General features: G+C 41.9%; 13 protein-coding genes. 9 read left to right on the plus strand and 4 right to left on the minus strand.

Going from position 1 to position 16,672, the window contains the following annotated elements; genetic code table 11:
* Nucleotides 1-15: 15 nt before the first annotated feature.
* Nucleotides 16-3,378: a transcription-repair coupling factor gene (gene mfd / locus DTW91_RS01325; protein ID WP_125201613.1), complete on the minus strand. Its 3,363-nt coding sequence runs from the start codon at nucleotides 3,376-3,378 to the stop codon at nucleotides 16-18.
* 304 nt (nucleotides 3,379-3,682) lie between these two features.
* Here mfd and DTW91_RS01330 point away from each other — a divergent pair, with 304 nt between their 5' ends.
* The 3 genes from DTW91_RS01330 to DTW91_RS01340 all read left to right on the plus strand — a co-directional run bounded on the left by DTW91_RS01330 (nucleotide 3,683) and on the right by DTW91_RS01340 (nucleotide 5,174).
* Nucleotides 3,683-4,021, plus strand: a complete 339-nt coding sequence (locus DTW91_RS01330; RefSeq protein ID WP_228412608.1) for a hypothetical protein — start codon at nucleotides 3,683-3,685, stop codon at nucleotides 4,019-4,021.
* Nucleotides 4,018-4,632 carry a hypothetical protein gene (locus DTW91_RS01335; protein WP_125201615.1) on the plus strand — a complete coding sequence of 205 codons (615 nt, stop codon included), beginning with the start codon at nucleotides 4,018-4,020 and terminating at the stop codon, nucleotides 4,630-4,632. The genes DTW91_RS01330 and DTW91_RS01335 overlap by 4 nt, the downstream gene beginning before the upstream one ends.
* 197 nt (nucleotides 4,633-4,829) lie before the next feature.
* Entirely contained in the window at nucleotides 4,830-5,174 is a 345-nt protein-coding gene (locus tag DTW91_RS01340) for a hypothetical protein (protein WP_125201616.1), read from the plus strand.
* 58 nt (nucleotides 5,175-5,232) lie between these two features.
* On the opposite strand, the gene DTW91_RS01345 is transcribed toward DTW91_RS01340, so the two are convergent.
* Nucleotides 5,233-7,245: a hypothetical protein gene (locus tag DTW91_RS01345; RefSeq protein ID WP_125201617.1), complete on the minus strand. Its 2,013-nt coding sequence runs from the start codon at nucleotides 7,243-7,245 to the stop codon at nucleotides 5,233-5,235.
* 44 nt (nucleotides 7,246-7,289) lie between these two features.
* Complete coding sequence (locus DTW91_RS01350) at nucleotides 7,290-8,081, minus strand: DUF2797 domain-containing protein (RefSeq protein WP_125201618.1); 792 nt, start codon at nucleotides 8,079-8,081, stop codon at nucleotides 7,290-7,292.
* Nucleotides 8,082-8,205: 124 nt separating this feature from the next.
* On the opposite strand from DTW91_RS01350, the gene DTW91_RS01355 reads away from it, so the two are divergent.
* From DTW91_RS01355 to msrA, 5 genes are all read left to right on the plus strand, one after another.
* Complete coding sequence (locus DTW91_RS01355; protein WP_125201619.1) at nucleotides 8,206-9,237, plus strand: GDP-mannose 4,6-dehydratase; 1,032 nt, start codon at nucleotides 8,206-8,208, stop codon at nucleotides 9,235-9,237.
* Nucleotides 9,238-9,354: 117 nt separating this feature from the next.
* Nucleotides 9,355-9,576, plus strand: coding sequence for a DUF2795 domain-containing protein (locus tag DTW91_RS01360; protein WP_034709134.1), 222 nt, complete (start codon nucleotides 9,355-9,357; stop codon nucleotides 9,574-9,576).
* A 98-nt stretch (nucleotides 9,577-9,674) separates the two neighbouring features.
* Entirely contained in the window at nucleotides 9,675-12,746 is a 3,072-nt protein-coding gene (gene secA / locus DTW91_RS01365; protein WP_125201620.1) for a preprotein translocase subunit SecA, read from the plus strand.
* Between the two features lie 113 nt (nucleotides 12,747-12,859).
* On the plus strand, nucleotides 12,860-13,831 hold the full coding sequence (locus DTW91_RS01370; protein ID WP_125201621.1) for an ROK family protein: 972 nt from the start codon (nucleotides 12,860-12,862) through the stop codon (nucleotides 13,829-13,831).
* Nucleotides 13,832-13,930: 99 nt separating this feature from the next.
* Complete coding sequence (gene msrA, locus DTW91_RS01375) at nucleotides 13,931-14,584, plus strand: peptide-methionine (S)-S-oxide reductase MsrA (protein ID WP_125201622.1); 654 nt, start codon at nucleotides 13,931-13,933, stop codon at nucleotides 14,582-14,584.
* 47 nt (nucleotides 14,585-14,631) lie between these two features.
* Here msrA and DTW91_RS01380 read toward each other — a convergent pair whose 3' ends face one another.
* Nucleotides 14,632-15,741 carry a DUF3078 domain-containing protein gene (locus tag DTW91_RS01380; protein WP_125201623.1) on the minus strand — a complete coding sequence of 370 codons (1,110 nt, stop codon included), beginning with the start codon at nucleotides 15,739-15,741 and terminating at the stop codon, nucleotides 14,632-14,634.
* Nucleotides 15,742-15,888: 147 nt separating this feature from the next.
* On the opposite strand from DTW91_RS01380, the gene DTW91_RS01385 reads away from it, so the two are divergent.
* The gene (locus DTW91_RS01385) at nucleotides 15,889-16,662 is read left to right on the plus strand and encodes a rhomboid family intramembrane serine protease (RefSeq protein ID WP_410493715.1); all 774 of its coding nucleotides are present in this window, start codon (nucleotides 15,889-15,891) and stop codon (nucleotides 16,660-16,662) included.
* Nucleotides 16,663-16,672: the final 10 nt, after the last annotated feature.

The raw sequence follows: 16,672 nt of genomic DNA on the forward strand, positions 1-16,672 counted from the left end.
TTGATTAAATATCTTTCATTCCAAGATTCTGCTCAAAACCAGATTCACCTCATCCACATCGGTCACGTTCTCCTTTCGCATCATCAGCTGGTTGTTCTTTTCTTTCAACGTGGCTTCCTTTGGATTTTGTGTGAGGTATGCAATAATTTTTTTGAATTTCTCGCTTTGGTAGAATTTATCCTGAGGATTCTGCGGAAAATACCCGAGAAACACTTTGTTCTTGACCACCAATTTATCAAATCCAATTTCTGCGGCCAGCCATTTCAGCTGCACAGATTTCAGGAGATTAACGGCTTCTTCGGGCAATTCTCCGAATCGGTCTTTCAACTCATTTTCGAATTTTTGAAGTTCATCTGCATTTTGGATTTCAGCCAATTTCTGATACAGCGATAATCTTTCTTCTGTGGAACTCACGTAATGATCCGGCAGCATCAGCTCCAAATCTGTGTCGATATTGACTTCTTTATTGGATTTGAACAATTTCTGACGATCTTCTTCGTTCTCGAAAAGATTTTCAAAATCCTCATCATCCCGAAGTTCTTCCAAAGCTTCCTGCATTATTTTCTGATAGGTTTCGAAGCCCATCTCGTTGATGAAGCCGCTTTGCTCCGCGCCCAGCAGATCGCCTGCACCACGGATTTCCAAATCTTTCATAGCAATCTGAAAACCGCTGCCCAAATCCGAAAATTGCTCGATAGCCTCCAATCGTTTTCTGGCATCAGAGTTCATCATATCAAACGGCGGCGTTATCAAATAGCAAAATGCCTTTCTGTTGCTCCGCCCCACCCGCCCGCGCATCTGATGGAGATCTGCCATCCCAAACCGGTGCGCATCGTTGATGAAAATGGTATTGGCATTCGGCACATCCACGCCACTTTCGATGATGGTTGTTGCTACCAGCACGTCGTATTTTCCGTTCATAAAATCCAGCACGTTCTGCTCCAGCTGCTTGCCTTCCATCTGCCCGTGGCCGATGACGACTTTGGCATCGGGAACCAATCTTTGGATGAGTCCTGCGATATCTTTCAGATTTTCAATCCTGTTATTAATGAAATAAACCTGACCATCGCGTTGGATCTCGTACGAAATGGCATCCCTGATAATCTCTTCGTTGAAACCTATAATGTGTGTTTCCACAGGCTGGCGGTTAGGCGGTGGCGTTTTGATCACCGAAAGATCGCGCGCTGCCATCAAAGAGAATTGCAAGGTCCTGGGGATGGGTGTTGCGGTCAAGGTCAGCGTATCGACGTTGGTTTTCATCGTCTTTAATTTATCTTTTACAGAAACGCCAAATTTATGCTCTTCATCAATGATTAATAAACCCAGATTTTTGAATTTCACCTTCTCCGAAGCCAACTGATGGGTTCCTATCACGATGTCGATTTTCCCGTCTTTGAGTCCGGCGATCGTTTCAGATCTTTGTTTCGCTGTTCGGAATCGGTTGAGATACGAAATATTGACCGGGAAATCCTTCAGCCGTTCTTTGAAACTTCTGTAATGCTGGAACGCAAGAATGGTTGTGGGAACCAGCACCGCGACCTGCTTGCTGTCTGTTGCCGCCTTGAATGCTGCCCGGATTGCGATTTCTGTTTTTCCAAACCCTACATCGCCACAGATCAGCCGATCCATCACGCCCTCGTCCTCCATATCTTTTTTGACATCCAAAGTCGCTTTTTCCTGATCCGGCGTATCTTCGTAAACGAAACTGGCTTCCAGCTCATTTTGAAGATAAGAATCGGGCGAGAATTGAAATCCTTTGGCTGTTTTCCGTTGCGCGTACAGCTTAATCAAATCAAATGCAATTTGCTTTACTCGCGCTTTTGTCTTTTGTTTTAGGGATTTCCACGCCGGAGAACCGAGTTTGCTCAGGACGATTTCTTTGCCTTCCGGTCCGTTGTATTTTGAGATTTTGTGAAGGGAATGAATGCTGACATATAGGAGATCGCCGTTTTTGTACACCAATTTGAAACATTCCTGAATTTTCCCATCATTGTTCACCTTTACCAATCCCATAAATTTTCCAATGCCGTGATCGATGTGGGCAATGTAGTCGCCCACTTTCAAAGACATCAGATCCTTCAACGTCAGCTGTTCCGATTTGGCAAAACTGTCTTTGGATTTGTAGCGCTGGTAGCGGTCGAAAATCTCGTGATCGGTGTAGATCAAAATCCGATGATCCAAATCCACAAAACCTTGATGAAGTTCGGATTTGAAACTTTTGAAAGGAATCTCGTGCTCCAGTTCTTCAAAAATCGATTGCAATCGTTCGCGCTGCTTCTCCGAGGAAAAAGAAATCCACGTGTCGAAACCTTGATCTTGTTTTGCCTCCAGATCTTCAATGAGTAATTCGAAATTCTTGTGAAAACTCGGTTGCGGTTTTTGATTGAGCTGCACCGAAACGCTGTTGGAAAAAGGCAAAAGCTGAGAATGATGACGATGCGAACTGAAATCGATGGTCTTAAAACTGGTGAGCTTGCTTTGGAAATCGTTTTCGGAGATGAAAAGTTCCTGCGGCGTGCTGTGCTTGATATCTTTGCTGAGCCTCCCGAACTGATCCAATGCTTTCTCATAGAAATTCTTAACCTTGGCAAAACCGAGATCGAGATTTTTCGTAACCACAAAACTGTCCTTGGCAATAAGATCGAAGAATGAAACTTTGCTGCCGGAAACCGAAAAATTCATGTTGGAAACCAGCTGGAATTCCTTGATTTTTTCCATCGACAGTTGCGTTTCTATGTCAAAAGTCCGGATGCTTTCCACCTCGTTTCCAAAAAAGGTGATGCGGAAGGGTTTCTCACTCGAGAAGGAAAAAACATCGACGATCCCGCCACGAACAGAAAACTCGCCGGGCTCGGAAACAAAATCAGTCTGGTTGAACTGGTAATGCGTCAGCAACTCATCTACGAAATCAAAATCCAGGCGATCTCCGACTTTGATCTGATGAGAAATGGCTTTGAAATCTTCTTTTTTCAGTACTTTTTCGGACAATGCGCCTACATAAGCCACGATGACTTTGGGAGATTTTCCCGAATTAAGCTTATTGATGACTTCGGTTCTGAGAACCAGATTGGCATTTTGCGTCTTCTCGACTTGGTAAGGCTCCAGATGTGTTGCCGGGAAATAAAGTACATTTTCTTTCCCAAGCAAGTCTTCCAACTCCGAACTCGCATACAGCGCATCTTCCTTATCATCTGTGAGAAAAAGGATGTTTTTTTTGTGTGTCAAAAACAATTCTGCGGCGAAAATTGAGGTGGAAGATCCGGCGCTTCCTTTTATAGAAATATGATGATGAGTTTCTAATTGCGAAAAAATCTCTTTTCCAAATTCTTTCTGAAGCAAGCTTGGAAGCAGATTTTCGTTGATTTTTTTTAATACCATCTTGTAAATAAGCGGTTATGTTTTGTTATAAAATTTCTATATCCTTCACCTCATTAGCCGAGATCGACAGCGGCAAATCGGCTAATTCGTTGGATTATGATTTCACGTGAAAAAATATAAAATTCTTGGTGTTTAAAATTTGTACAATTAAATGTGTGTAAACAGGAAAACGATTCCGAGCGCGTTCCCGGAATCGTAATTCTTTGCAAAGATACTATTTTTCAGAAAAATTAGTTTTAATTTTACAATTCCCAAACATTCGAAATTGAAATTGTCTTTAAAAATATGGTTCGGTTTCTGCTTTATGGTGCTAATCTTCATGCAATGCAAAGAAGATGAAGCCAATACTTTCCGGGCGTATGCAGAAGGGAAATTCACTTATACAGACGGGAAGTTTCTTCAGGATCCGATTCATCTGATTAGTAACAAAAAAATCATTGCAGAATCTTACCCCAAGGAAAGCGGAACTTTTGTCTTGGCAGGGCCGTATGAAAAAGGAACATACAAACTGCAACTGAAAAAATTCAAAATAAAATCTTTTTCCACCGAAACGGTCGGTTGCAAAATCTCTGCCGACTCTTTGAGTATCGAGATTCCCGATGGCGTGACTTATATTATCTTTAACGATATTACCCTAAAATGATAAAAAAAGGGGTTTTGTTTTTTATTTTACTGTTCTCCATTTCTATGCCGGCTCAGCGCAGGAAACGAAGTTGGACCGAGAATGTTACATTTTCCGTGGATCCTCACGTGAAGGTGATGACGTCTCCTGGCAACAATTTTTTAGGCGATGCTTTCGACTATTTCTATGGTTTCGGGCTCGGGCTCAATGCTAATCTGTATCGTAATTTTGGTTTGGGAGTAGAATACACCTACTTTTTGGCCAACTTGAAGAAACCCGAACTTTCGGGCTATCTGGGCGCGCCATCTATGAATAATTTTGACTGGTACCTCTTTCATAAGGATAAGATCTCGGAAGCTTTTTCCGTGGAAGAAAGTTTGGGATACAGTACTTACCGAATGAAAAGTCCTTTCTTGGACGGCTCCGGTAAATTTTCAGAAGGCAACGGGGGGCTTAACTTTGGCGCAAAGGCTGTCTTGGTTTTGGATGCCGAAGGTTATCAAGCTGTCGTTTTTGGCGCCAAAATTAATTTTTATAATGCCAAAATTGGAAATCAAAATCCCGATATCGAAAAATTTTATTCCGAAGCCACTTTATTGAACTTCAGCGCGGCCTATCGGATTACTTTTTAAGCCAGTTTGGATTCTGCTTTAAATTCAACAGTAAAAAAATTCGGCTTTCTGATAAACAAAAAACGATCTTCTGCGCAAATGATAATTCTGTTATCACTTTTTGTGCAACATCATTTTTTTAAGAAATTTATAAGACCTCTTGATTATTTGGTTCGCGATTTGTTTATGAAATATTACAATCTGAAAAATCCAATGTCATGAATAATCCGGAACCTATGCTTACACTTTCTCAAGTGATGGAAAAGCTGAGACAAAAAGGAATTACCAAAGAAATTCTGATGAACGAAGACAAACAATTCGTCCTGCGTGATGAAGGAATCGTTTACAAGCCCGAAGACCTTAAAATCATAAAAACTTACAGGTTCGAAGGCGCCAGTGACCCGGCAGACAACGCGGCATTATACCTCCTCGAGGATGTCTATGGCAACAAAGCCATGATTATAGATTCATACGGTGCCAACAGTAATTATAGTGGGCCGGAGTTTGATGAATTTTTGAAAAAAATAGAAGAAGACGAGGAAAAAGAAGAATACGATTTTTAGAATTCCGTTTTTACTTTTTTATAGAAACCCTGCCTTGTAACAAGACGGGGTTTTGTTTTTAGATTTTGATGATCACCAAGGTTTTCTTGAGTCCGTCTTCGATACCCTTCCAGTACAAGTTGAAGAAGGATCTTTGTTTATTTCGCACCACGTTGACATCTACCGATTCGGGGAATTTCTGAGAATCTTTCTTTACCAACAAGTTGGCCACGCCGGTCACGAACTTCTTTTTCTTTTGCGTGTCTTTGTCGAGAACCGTCACTTTCAGATCTTCGTGCGTTATTTTGAATTTGCCGTTCATCATATCATTATTACCCTTGAAATCATAACTGAGACTCGTAATCTTGCCCGTGGCGGTGATATGCAAATAGGGTTTGATGAATGGCGAGATGTCTGGCGCCGGCAAATCCTTGATGTAGCCGCCGATCGTAAAATTGTCCTGCAGATCTGCCGTATCGAATTTCCAGTCCACCAGCATTGGCGACGAATCCATAAAATGACAAGTGATATGGATGGGAACTTTGGTTTCTGCGCCTTTCTTTTTATTAGAATTAAGATTTTTGACGTTCATATTGAAGCGCGTAAAGATCACTTTCCCGGGTCCGTTGGAGTCCGGTTTGTCTTCTTCGTACACGAGCTTGGAGTTTGTAAGATTCAGATTATCAACTATCAAAGGGAATTTTATGGTTCGTAGCAACTTGGAATATAGCAGTTTTTCTTTGGGATTGTCTTTTGGGATTTTGCTCCGGAAGATGTTGGCGTCCACTTGGTTCAATCTCGCAGATTTCAGATGGACATCCAATTCTTTTTCGTAAGTCCAATGGAGACCGGAAAGCAAGATTCTGCCGGCCTTGATATTGAACTGATCGTTCTCCATCGGAATGGTTTTCACAAACTGGGCGCGCGACATCTTAGGGATCATTTTAAAATTCACCAAATCAACCACTTGTGGCGTTAAACTAAAACTTGCCAATGTCAAATTATAATATTTTCCGGCATCGTAGAAAAATGTATTCCCGGTGATTTTGTAATCTGCAAATTTGAGCGGTAATTTATTTTTAGACGTTTCTTGGTCTATGACGAACTCCTTCACATTCGCATCAAATTTTGCGAGGCTAAGAAATCTTTTACCATAGCCGTCCAAAAGCGAAAATTGTCCGTTCCTGATGTCCACATTTGTAAAATTAAAATCGATGCCCTTCTTGCTCTTCTGATTGGGTTTCTTAATGACTTTCTGCAAGCGATTCTGAATAACGAATTGAGGATTAAGGAAATAGGCATTTGTCAAATTAATTCTGGTTCTTTCTACCAGCACATCGTCGAACGAAGCTTTTTTGCTTTTGATGCTGAAAAGACTTTTTTGCTGGGTAAACCGCTTTTCCCAGTCTTTAAAATCTAAAACCGACTTCAGTTCAAAATCGCTGATTTCCAAATGACCATCTGCGGTGCTTAAATCCTCCGACGTGACGATATAAACATCGCTGATCCTAAGAAAAAAGTCCTTAGCAGAAATATTGTAGCTATCAAGAGTAAAAGGTAGCTCGTCCGGATTATCACTGAGTTGCAGATTGTTGACCCCAAGATTAAGATTTTTGGAAGAGAAAACCTTCGTGCGCTCGGCTCTTATTACTTCGATATTTCCCTTTGTAATGTCAATATTTCTGATGACAAAGGGCATCCTTTCCTTTGCAGAATCTTTGGTTTTGGGCTCGGCAAGCCGAATTTTTAGATTAGGATTGGTAAGCCGTACAGAGTTGGTATTGATTCTCTTGTTTTTTATTAAATCAACAATAGCTAATCTGCTGATTTTCAATGCATCCAGACGCCCATCGAGCGCTATGATTTTCTTATTGGCAGAATCTTTTGATTTAATTAGAATATCCGTTGCAGAAATGCTTCCACTCAGAATCTCGACGTCGAGAGATTTGTAAGTGATTTCGTAAGGCGTTTTGTTTTTGATATAATCCGGCAGCTGATATTTCAGCCAAAGACTGAATCCGACATTCAGGACTAAGATCAGCAGCAAAAGACTTCCAAGGGCGATTGCGGTAATTTTTAAAGTTTTTTTCATCTGATTTTTTCTAAACTTATAAGTTACTAAAAACCGTTCCAACTTCAAACCGTCAGCTCCACCACGTAACCCTCATGCGCTCTCACATTGATAAAATCGCCGCCCTCAAAAGAAAGATATTGACCTTTTATGCCATTCAACACACCCTTGAAGTCGGGCTTTTTGTCCAGAGTAAAAATATTGATATTTTCGGGCTTCTCATAAGGAAAATCCAGTTTGATAATCTGATCGTCCCTTACCGCAAATTTCTTAAAATCGTTGGGAAAATAGTCGGCAATTTTGTTTCGGAAATCGATCAGATCCAAAGTGTCTTCGTAATCGTCTGCGAGCATTTTCTTCGGATTGGTTTTGTCGGCCACGTGTTTTTTCAGTTCCAGTTCTATCATTCCCGCTTCGTATCGGTTATCGGTCACGGCGATGGGCAGGGCAAAAGTCGCGCCCTGATCTATCCATCTCGTCGGGATCTGGGTGGCTCTGGTAACGCCCACTTTCACGTCACCCGTATAGGCCAGGTAAACAATATGCGGAACCAATTGGATTTCTTTTTCAACCTCCAGATCTCTTTCTGCAACGCCAAGATGGGCGGTTGATAACTCCGGGCGGATGATCGTATCGCTGGCATAAGGGCTTTCGAAAAAGCACTTTTTGCAGAACCCCATCCGGTATATTTTTTCGTCGCTGCCGCAGTTCACGCATTCGTAACCAATATGTTTGAGGTGTATTTCTTTCCCAAAAAGCTGGTTCATATTGATGAGATCGTCATTCAGGTTCAGATAATATTGGATGGGTTTGCCATTTTGAGAAATCATTTTTAGGATTTTTCCGGAGAATTGCATTTTTTGTTTTAAATTTATATTCGGATTAAAAATAGGAATTATAAATCAATTCACAACCTGATGCTATTCTTAAAAAAATCATTTTTATTTTAATTCTTATCTTCGCAACACATTTCGATGGTTTATGAATTATCTTATCACCGGCGGAAGCGGATTTATAGGTTCTCACCTGGTAGAACACCTCTTGAAAAATAGACATTCTGTCATTAACATTGACAACTTCGACCAATTTTACGATTATAAAACTAAAATCAAAAATACCTTAGAATCGTTGGGTTCGAACGCTGAATTTAATTTTACAAAGAAAGACGAAGACATTCGAAAATTAGCAACTGAAACAAAATCAGACCATTACCAACTCTATTATCTGGACATCCGTGACAAAAACGGCCTGAAAGAGATTTTCCGGAATCATAAAATCGATGTTGTGATTCATCTGGCGGCGCTTGCCGGCGTGCGCCCGTCTATTGATCGGCCTTTGGACTACGAAGAAGTCAACATCCGCGGCACGCAAAACCTTTGGGAGCTGTGTAAAGAATTCGGAATCAAAAAATTCATTAGCGCTTCATCTTCAAGTGTTTACGGTAATAATGAAAAAATTCCGTTTTCCGAAACCGATAATGTAGATCGCCCGATTTCGCCTTATGCAGCCACCAAAAAATGCGTGGAAGTGTTGGGTCACGTCTATCATCATCTTTATGAAATCGATATGATCCAGCTGCGCTTTTTCACCGTTTACGGACCGCGACAAAGACCCGATCTGGCGATCCACAAATTCGCAAAACTCATTTCCGAAAACCAAGAAATCCCTTTCTACGGCGATGGTTCTACGGCTAGAGATTACATTTTTATCGATGATATTATTGACGGCGTGTCGAAATCCATAAAATATCTTGAAACCAATGAAAAGGTTTACGAAATCATCAATCTTGGCGAAAGTGAAGTGGTTACATTAAACGAAATGCTTTCTGTTTTAGAAAAAGCAATGGGCAAAAAGGCTCTTAAGAAAATGCTGCCGATGCAACCGGGAGACGTCGCGAAAACCAATGCAGACATTACAAAAGCGAAGGCGCTGATCGGGTATTCGCCTGCCACCAACTTCAAAAATGGCATAAAAAAATTTGTGGAATGGTTTTTGGGAAATGCTCATCCATAAGCTACCTTCAAAATTGTTTAAATGTTAAATGAAATAATATTTAAATATTATTGAAAATCAGTAGAAAAGTATATCAAATTATCGCCTATTTTTTTACTTTTGCAAAAAATTTGAATTATGTATTGGACATTAGAATTAGCATCATATCTTAGCGATGCCCCTTGGCCAATGACCAAGGCAGAATTGATCGATTACGCCATCCGAACAGGAGCTCCAATGGAAGTCGTAGAAAATCTGCAAGCCATCGAAGATGAAGGAGAAGTCTACGACGCCATCGATGAAATCTGGAGCGACTATCCTACAGACGAAGATTACCTCTGGAATGAGGACGAATACTAAGAAATTGCAGGAGGCAAACCGCCTGTTGCCAATTTTTCTTTTTTGAAATCAATAACGTGGTCGGCACAGAGCTGACCGCAAACCGCAAATAGCAAATTATGAGTTTTTTAAATACAGTTCTTAAAAGTTTTTTGGGAGACAAAAATCAGAAAGATCTTAAAGAAGTAAAAAAAGTTGTTACAAAAATAAAAGCTGCAGAACCCGCCATCCAAGAATTAACCGATGACGAGCTAAGGAACAAAACCACAGAGTTCAAAGAGAAAATCAAAGCTGCTACTGCCGATTTTACCTCCCAAATAGACCAAATCAACGAGCAGATAAAAAACTCAACCAACGTTGACGAGAAAGAAGCTCTTTTCAGCAGAATCGAGTCTCTTAAAAAAGAATCGTACGAAGTAGAAGAAAAAGTACTGGCAGAGATTCTGCCGGAAGCTTTCGCGCTAATAAAAGAAACCGCTCGGCGCTTGGCTCAGAACGGCGAAATCCGCGTAAAAGCAACCGCCAGAGATCGTGAATTGGCCGCCACAAAAGACTTTGTAGCCATAGAAGGCGACACCGCCATCTGGAAAAATCATTGGGATGCTGCAGGAACGGCAATCGTCTGGGACATGGTTCATTACGACACACAGTTCATCGGGGGCGTGGTGCTGCACGAAGGTAAAATTGCCGAGATGGCTACCGGCGAGGGTAAAACACTGGTCGGCACCCTCCCGATCTACCTCAATGCGCTTCCCGGCCGCGGTGTTCACGTGGTAACCGTAAACGATTACTTGGCAAAACGCGACTCGGCGTGGATGGGGCCATTGTACGAATTCCACGGTTTGACGATCGACTGTATCGATCTTCACCAGCCCAACTCCGATGCCCGGAGAAAAGCCTACCGCGCCGACATTACTTATGGTACCAATAATGAGTTCGGTTTCGATTACCTGCGAGACAATATGGTGACTTCCCCGGCCGAATTGGTCCAGAGAGAGTTGAACTTTGCCATCGTGGATGAGGTAGATTCTGTTTTGATTGACGACGCCAGAACACCATTGATCATTTCGGGACCGGTCCCTCAGGGCGACAGGCAGGAGTTTGACGTTCTAAAACCGTCTGTAGACCGAATCGTGGAAGTGCAGAAAAAAACCGTTTCTGCGATTTTCAACGAAGCCAAAAAACTAATCGCAGCCGGCAAAACCAAAGAAGGCGGCTTCAAATTGCTGCAAGCCTACAGAGGTCTGCCGAAAAGTAGACAACTGATCAAATTCTTGTCCGAAAGCGGCAACCGCGCCCTGCTTCAAAAAACCGAAGGCCAATATATGGCAGACAACAACCGCGATATGCCGATTGTGGATAAGGATCTCTATTTCGTCATCGATGAGAAAAATAACCAGATCGACCTGACGGATAAGGGTGTCGAATATATGTCTGCGGGTAACGAGGATCCTCAATTCTTCGTTTTGACAGACATCGCTACAGAAATAGCAGAGCTGGAAAAGAAAAACCTTCCGAAGGAAGAAGAATTCGCCGCCAAAGAAGAACTGTACCGCGATTTCGCAATAAAATCTGAACGCATCCACACCTTAAACCAGTTGCTCAAAGCCTATACATTGTTCGAAAAAGATGATGAATATGTGGTCATCGACGGCGAAGTGAAAATAGTAGATGAGCAGACCGGTCGTATTATGGAGGGGCGCCGCTATTCCGATGGACTGCACCAAGCCATCGAAGCTAAAGAAAATGTAAAAATAGAAGCCGCGACGCAGACTTTTGCAACCATTACCTTGCAGAACTACTTCCGGATGTACAACAAACTGGCAGGAATGACCGGTACTGCGGAAACAGAAGCGGGCGAATTCTGGCAAATCTACAAGCTGGATGTAGTAGTAATCCCCACCAACAGACCCGTTCAAAGAGATGACAAACAAGATTTGGTTTTCAAAACCAATCGCGAAAAATACAATGCCGTAATCGAGGAAATCCAAAACTTAGTCGAAGCAGGAAGGCCTGTTTTGGTTGGTACTACCTCAGTGGAGATTTCCCAGCTATTATCGAGAGCGCTACAACTAAGGAAAATTCCGCATAATGTTCTCAATGCGAAGCTTCACAAGAAGGAGGCGGAGATCATAGCAGAAGCAGGCGGAGCCGGCGTGGTAACCATCGCAACCAATATGGCCGGAAGAGGAACGGATATCAAACTGAGAGGCAACGTCAAAGAAAACGGCGGCCTGGCCATCATCGGCACAGAAAGACACGATTCCCGCCGCGTTGATAGGCAGCTCCGAGGTAGAGCGGGGCGGCAGGGCGATCCCGGAAGTTCTCAGTTCTATGTTTCCTTGGAGGATAATTTGATGCGCCTCTTCGGCTCGGAAAGAATTGCGAAAATGATGGACAGAATGGGTCATAAAGAAGGCGAAGTGATTCAGCATTCTATGATTTCAAGATCTATCGAAAGAGCCCAGAAAAAAGTCGAGGAAAATAACTTCGGGATCCGAAAAAGATTATTGGAATATGACGATGTGATGAACAAACAGCGCGACGTCATCTACAAACGCCGCAGGAATGCCCTGTTCGGAGATCATTTAAAATACGATATTGTCAATATGATCTACGATACGGCAGCAGCCATCGTTTCTCAGTCCAAAGCCACCGGGAATTATAAAGATTTCGAATTCGATCTCATCAAATTTTTCACGATGGAATCGCCGGTGTCCGAAGCGGAATTTTCAAACACTCCGATTCCGGCTCTTACTGATATTGTGTTCAAAGCAGCGAAAGAAGATTATGATCTTAAACAGAATCTACTGAAGGAAAAAGCCTATCCGATCATCGAGAATGTATATCGTAATCAAGGATCGATGTTCAAAATGATCCAAGTACCTTTCACCGACGGCAGTAAAACAATGACCATCGTGACCGATTTGAAAGAAGCTTACGAAACCAAATGTGAATCCTTAATCACCGATTTCGAAAAAAATATTTCCCTAGCCATCATCGATGAAAACTGGAAAACGCACTTGAGAGAGATGGACGATCTTCGCCGATCTTCGCAAGGCGCAGTGTACGAGCAAAAGGATCCTTTGGTAATTTACAAACAAGAGTCTTTCTATTTATTTAGCGAAATGGTGGAGAAAATAAACAAAGAAATCATATCGTTCTTGTATAAGGGCGAAATCCCGGCGTAGAATCTTTTAATCCATACTTTTATTGTATTAGAAAAACATTTCAAAATTAACGACATATTAACCCAATATTAAATTCCTTTTTTCTAAATTTAAAGTCTTAAAAATTTTGATCGATGTCATTAATTGATTTATCACGACAAATCGCCATTGGGATAGATATTGGCGGCACTAACACCAAATTCGGTTTGGTAAACCACCGCGGAGAGATTCTCGCAAAAGGACAAATAAAAACCGAAGAATATAAACAAGTAGAAGATTTTATCAAGGCTTTGTATGTCAATATCAAGCCGCTCATCGATAAAGTTGGCAAAAACAAAACCTTAGACGGCATCGGCGTGGGCGCTCCCAACGCCAATTATTACAAAGGAACCATAGAATTGGCGCCCAATCTGCCTTGGAAGGGCGTCATCCCATTTGCTGAATTGATGGTCAAAAAATTCGGCGTCCCCTGCAAAATGACCAACGACGCCAATGCAGCCGCAATGGGAGAAATGCTCTTTGGCGCAGCCAGAGGCATGAAAGATTTCATTATGATGACCCTCGGCACCGGCGTGGGAAGTGGTATCGTAGCCAATGGTAGTCTGATCTATGGTCACGACGGATTCGCAGGCGAACTTGGACATACCGTAGTAAAACCCGGAGGAAGGAAACACTGGAGCACAGGCTCAGAAGGCAGTTTGGAAGCTTATGCCTCGGCCACAGGAATCGCTATTACGGCGAAAAAATTCAGAGCCGAGTTTCCGGATTCTATGCTGAATCAATATCCCGAGGAAAACATCAATTCAAAAACCGTCCACGAATGCGCACTGAAAGGCGATCCCACGGCTATAGAGGTCTTCCGATATACCGGCCAGAAACTGGGTGAGGCATTGGCTAATTTCGTGATGTTCTCATCTCCGGAAGCCATTTTGTTATTCGGAGGGGTAATAAAAGCCGGGGACTTTCTCCTAAAACCTACCAAATTGCACATGGAAAGAAACCTGTTGCCGATTTTCCGGTCAAAAGTAAAATTGGTTTTCAGTGAACTGGACGAAGCCGATGCTGCCATTCTTGGGGCAAGTGCTCTTGTTTGGGAAAACAAATAAGCGGCATAGAAATTTTCTTAGATCGCATTTTTCTAATAGGACTGATAATTGCTATTAATAATTCATAAAACTCAAAACTGTTTTTTTTGCGATCAAAAAATGAAACATTCTTTGCTTATCATCTTAAGCTTTTTCCTTATCAACTGCAATGGACAGGAAAATAAATCAAAACCTATTACAAATCAAAAAATGGATAAAAACAATTTGGAATATGCCACCTTGGCAGGCGGATGTTTTTGGTGTGTGGAGAGTTGTTTCCACATGCTGAAAGGCGTGGAATCTGTAATTTCGGGATATTCGGGCGGTCATACGCAAAATCCTACTTATCAAGAAGTTTGCACCGGAGATACCGGTCATGCTGAAGTGATCCAAATTGCCTTCGACCCCAAAATTATTTCCTACAAGCAATTGCTGGAAGTTTTCTGGTTTCTGCACAACCCGACCACGCTCAACAGACAAGGAAACGACATCGGAACGCAGTACAGATCAGCGATTTTCTACCATTCCGAGCAGCAAAAACAGGAAGCAGAGGAATCTATGAAAGCTTCTGAAGCCAGACAAGAATGGAAGGGGAAATATGTTACCGAGATCGTCCCCTTCAAAGAATTTTGGCCGGCAGAGGCTTACCATCAAGGATATTACGATGCCAATCCCAACCAGCCCTATTGCAGTGCGGTGGTGGGTCCTAAGATTCAGAAATTCAAAAAACATTTCGGGGCAATGGGCTGGCTAAAAGAAAAAATGGTACAATAATAATAACACAACTTGTATATTATTTGAACTAAAAAATTAGCTTTCTTTTAATTTACAAAAGGTTTGATAATGCCCGTTGTAGAATCTCTATCTATTTTATAACCAAAATTGTACGTGATTCCAAATCCCAAAGTCTGTTTGCGCTGAAGTTTTTGAATCTGGTCATGATCGTAGGTCATATCGATTGTCACCACACCGGAGATATATTTGTTGAATTTGAGATTTAAGGTTCCGCTGTAATTGATATCGACTCTTTCTGTATGGTAAAGATAGTTGCTGAAGAAATTGATTTGATTCACATAATTAATGTCCTTATAAATCTTAATTTTATAGAGGATATTGACCATCGCTCCCAACTCGGCACGCATACTTTCTCCATCTCTTTCCAGACCGTAGTTGCCTTTTGTCTGCAATTTTTTATCGAGGACGAAAGTAAACTTTCCATTGACGGGGCGCACAATCACCTGAAAATTTTCGTTGGGATTGTACGAAAATCCTAAACCGACATTCAGATAGCCGGGCGCCATGAATTTGGAAATCCGGTCGTCGTAAACCGGATCCGGGGTATTGGCATAATTATAACCGGGCGTAAACTGCGAAAGAAACTGAAATCCCGTAGAGAGATAGTAATGCTGCGCCAGTTCGTAGCCATAATTGGTCATTATATTGATGTAATCATCGGTCTTTCGGGTCGATTGACCGGTGGAAGTCACAAATCCGTAGCCCAGCTGTATATTATTGTCGAGATAATGACGGTTCTTTTTGTAAACAATATTATAGTTAACTTTTCCGATAATACCAATGTTATTGTTGCCGCCCGCATACCAGTTTGCAAATGAAGATTGGTTGAAAACCAAAGTATTTTGTCCAAAGAAAAACCACCGTCTTAGCGTGGGAAGATTGAGAATCGAAGACGGCGTGAGAGGACCGCTGTCAGCCGAATTAGAAACAAATACATTGCTTTCCACCAACTTTACGGAATCATTTTTCAAGGAGGGGATGTTTACAATTTTGGGGTTGGCCAGGCTATCGAGATCAATAGCAACAGAGTCCCATCTTCTTTGAGCGATAGAGTCAATTATTTTTTGATAATCCGTAACTTGCGCCTTAGAAAAAAAAACCATTGCGATGGCAAAAACAACCCATACCTTTTTCATCAATAAAAAAAATTTTTCACAAAAATAGGAAATCTAAAAGTTTAACAAAACTGACTTTATAACCAAATTCTCAATTATTGTCCGGCTTTTTACAGACAAAATTACCCTTTCGTTGCAAATGGCGGTATAATTGTGATTCTCCAATCGATGTTTATGAGAACCTTTCATTTGAAAGCCTTTTTGGTTCCGATGGCAATGCTGGCACTGATGTGGACTTTCTTCCTGCTTCAGAATCTCGGTTTTTTCGGAGGTTGCTACGGCGCCATCATTCCTTTGGTTCCCGAGGGTCTTCGCGGCGTCTTCTTTGCGCCTTTACTGCACGGCAATCTCAATCATATTCTCGGAAATTCTATGCCGATTGCTATCCTGCTTTTTTTGCTTTTTGAATTTTATCCCAAAATTGCCTTCAAAGTTTTCGCAATCGGATGGTTTGCCTCCGGATTGCTGGTCTGGATGCTGCCACCCATCGATATTCTCACGGGAAACTGGAATTACAACTGCATCATCGGCGCCAGTGGCCTGGTGTATATGTTGGCATTTTTTATTTTTTTCAGTGGTGTTTTCCGCTGGAATATGAGACTTCTCACGGTCTCGTTGCTCGTGGCGTTATACTACGGAAGTTTGATCTGGGGAATCTTTCCAGAGGAGTTCTTTTCCGATCTGCCGGAGCCCAGTCGCATCAGTTGGCAATCCCATTTAGCCGGCAGCATTACAGGCATTGTTCTGGCACTGGCATTCAGAAAACAGGGTGAAAAAAAAATTAAATATCTCTGGGAATATCCTGAGTATTACAATGAACGAGACGACAAGCTCTGGCAGGAGTACATCCACAATCACCCGGAAGACTTCGAAGAATTGCCCCAGCTGAAACCACACAATATTGGGGAATATCTGGATGAGATTCGGAAAAATGAAAAATAATTTATAAATT

Origin of the sequence: Chryseobacterium sp. SC28, assembly GCF_003932955.1 — a bacterium.
GTDB lineage: Bacteria > Bacteroidota > Bacteroidia > Flavobacteriales > Weeksellaceae > Epilithonimonas.

Excerpts from the sequence above, each read along its gene's own strand:
- DTW91_RS01345 (WP_125201617.1), bottom strand. The coding sequence starts at position 7,245 with ATGAAAAAAACTTTAAAAATTACCGCAATCGCCCTTGGAAGTCTTTTG.
- DTW91_RS01360 (WP_034709134.1), top strand. The coding sequence starts at position 9,355 with ATGTATTGGACATTAGAATTAGCATCATATCTTAGCGATGCCCCTTGG.
- DTW91_RS01335 (WP_125201615.1), top strand. The coding sequence starts at position 4,018 with ATGATAAAAAAAGGGGTTTTGTTTTTTATTTTACTGTTCTCCATTTCT.
- DTW91_RS01350 (WP_125201618.1), bottom strand. The coding sequence starts at position 8,081 with ATGCAATTCTCCGGAAAAATCCTAAAAATGATTTCTCAAAATGGCAAA.
- DTW91_RS01385 (WP_410493715.1), top strand. The coding sequence starts at position 15,889 with ATGTTTATGAGAACCTTTCATTTGAAAGCCTTTTTGGTTCCGATGGCA.
- DTW91_RS01355 (WP_125201619.1), top strand. The coding sequence starts at position 8,206 with ATGAATTATCTTATCACCGGCGGAAGCGGATTTATAGGTTCTCACCTG.
- DTW91_RS01340 (WP_125201616.1), top strand. The coding sequence starts at position 4,830 with ATGAATAATCCGGAACCTATGCTTACACTTTCTCAAGTGATGGAAAAG.
- mfd (WP_125201613.1), bottom strand. The coding sequence starts at position 3,378 with ATGGTATTAAAAAAAATCAACGAAAATCTGCTTCCAAGCTTGCTTCAG.
- msrA (WP_125201622.1), top strand. The coding sequence starts at position 13,931 with ATGAAACATTCTTTGCTTATCATCTTAAGCTTTTTCCTTATCAACTGC.
- DTW91_RS01370 (WP_125201621.1), top strand. The coding sequence starts at position 12,860 with ATGTCATTAATTGATTTATCACGACAAATCGCCATTGGGATAGATATT.
- DTW91_RS01330 (WP_228412608.1), top strand. The coding sequence starts at position 3,683 with ATGGTGCTAATCTTCATGCAATGCAAAGAAGATGAAGCCAATACTTTC.
- DTW91_RS01380 (WP_125201623.1), bottom strand. The coding sequence starts at position 15,741 with ATGAAAAAGGTATGGGTTGTTTTTGCCATCGCAATGGTTTTTTTTTCT.
- secA (WP_125201620.1), top strand. The coding sequence starts at position 9,675 with ATGAGTTTTTTAAATACAGTTCTTAAAAGTTTTTTGGGAGACAAAAAT.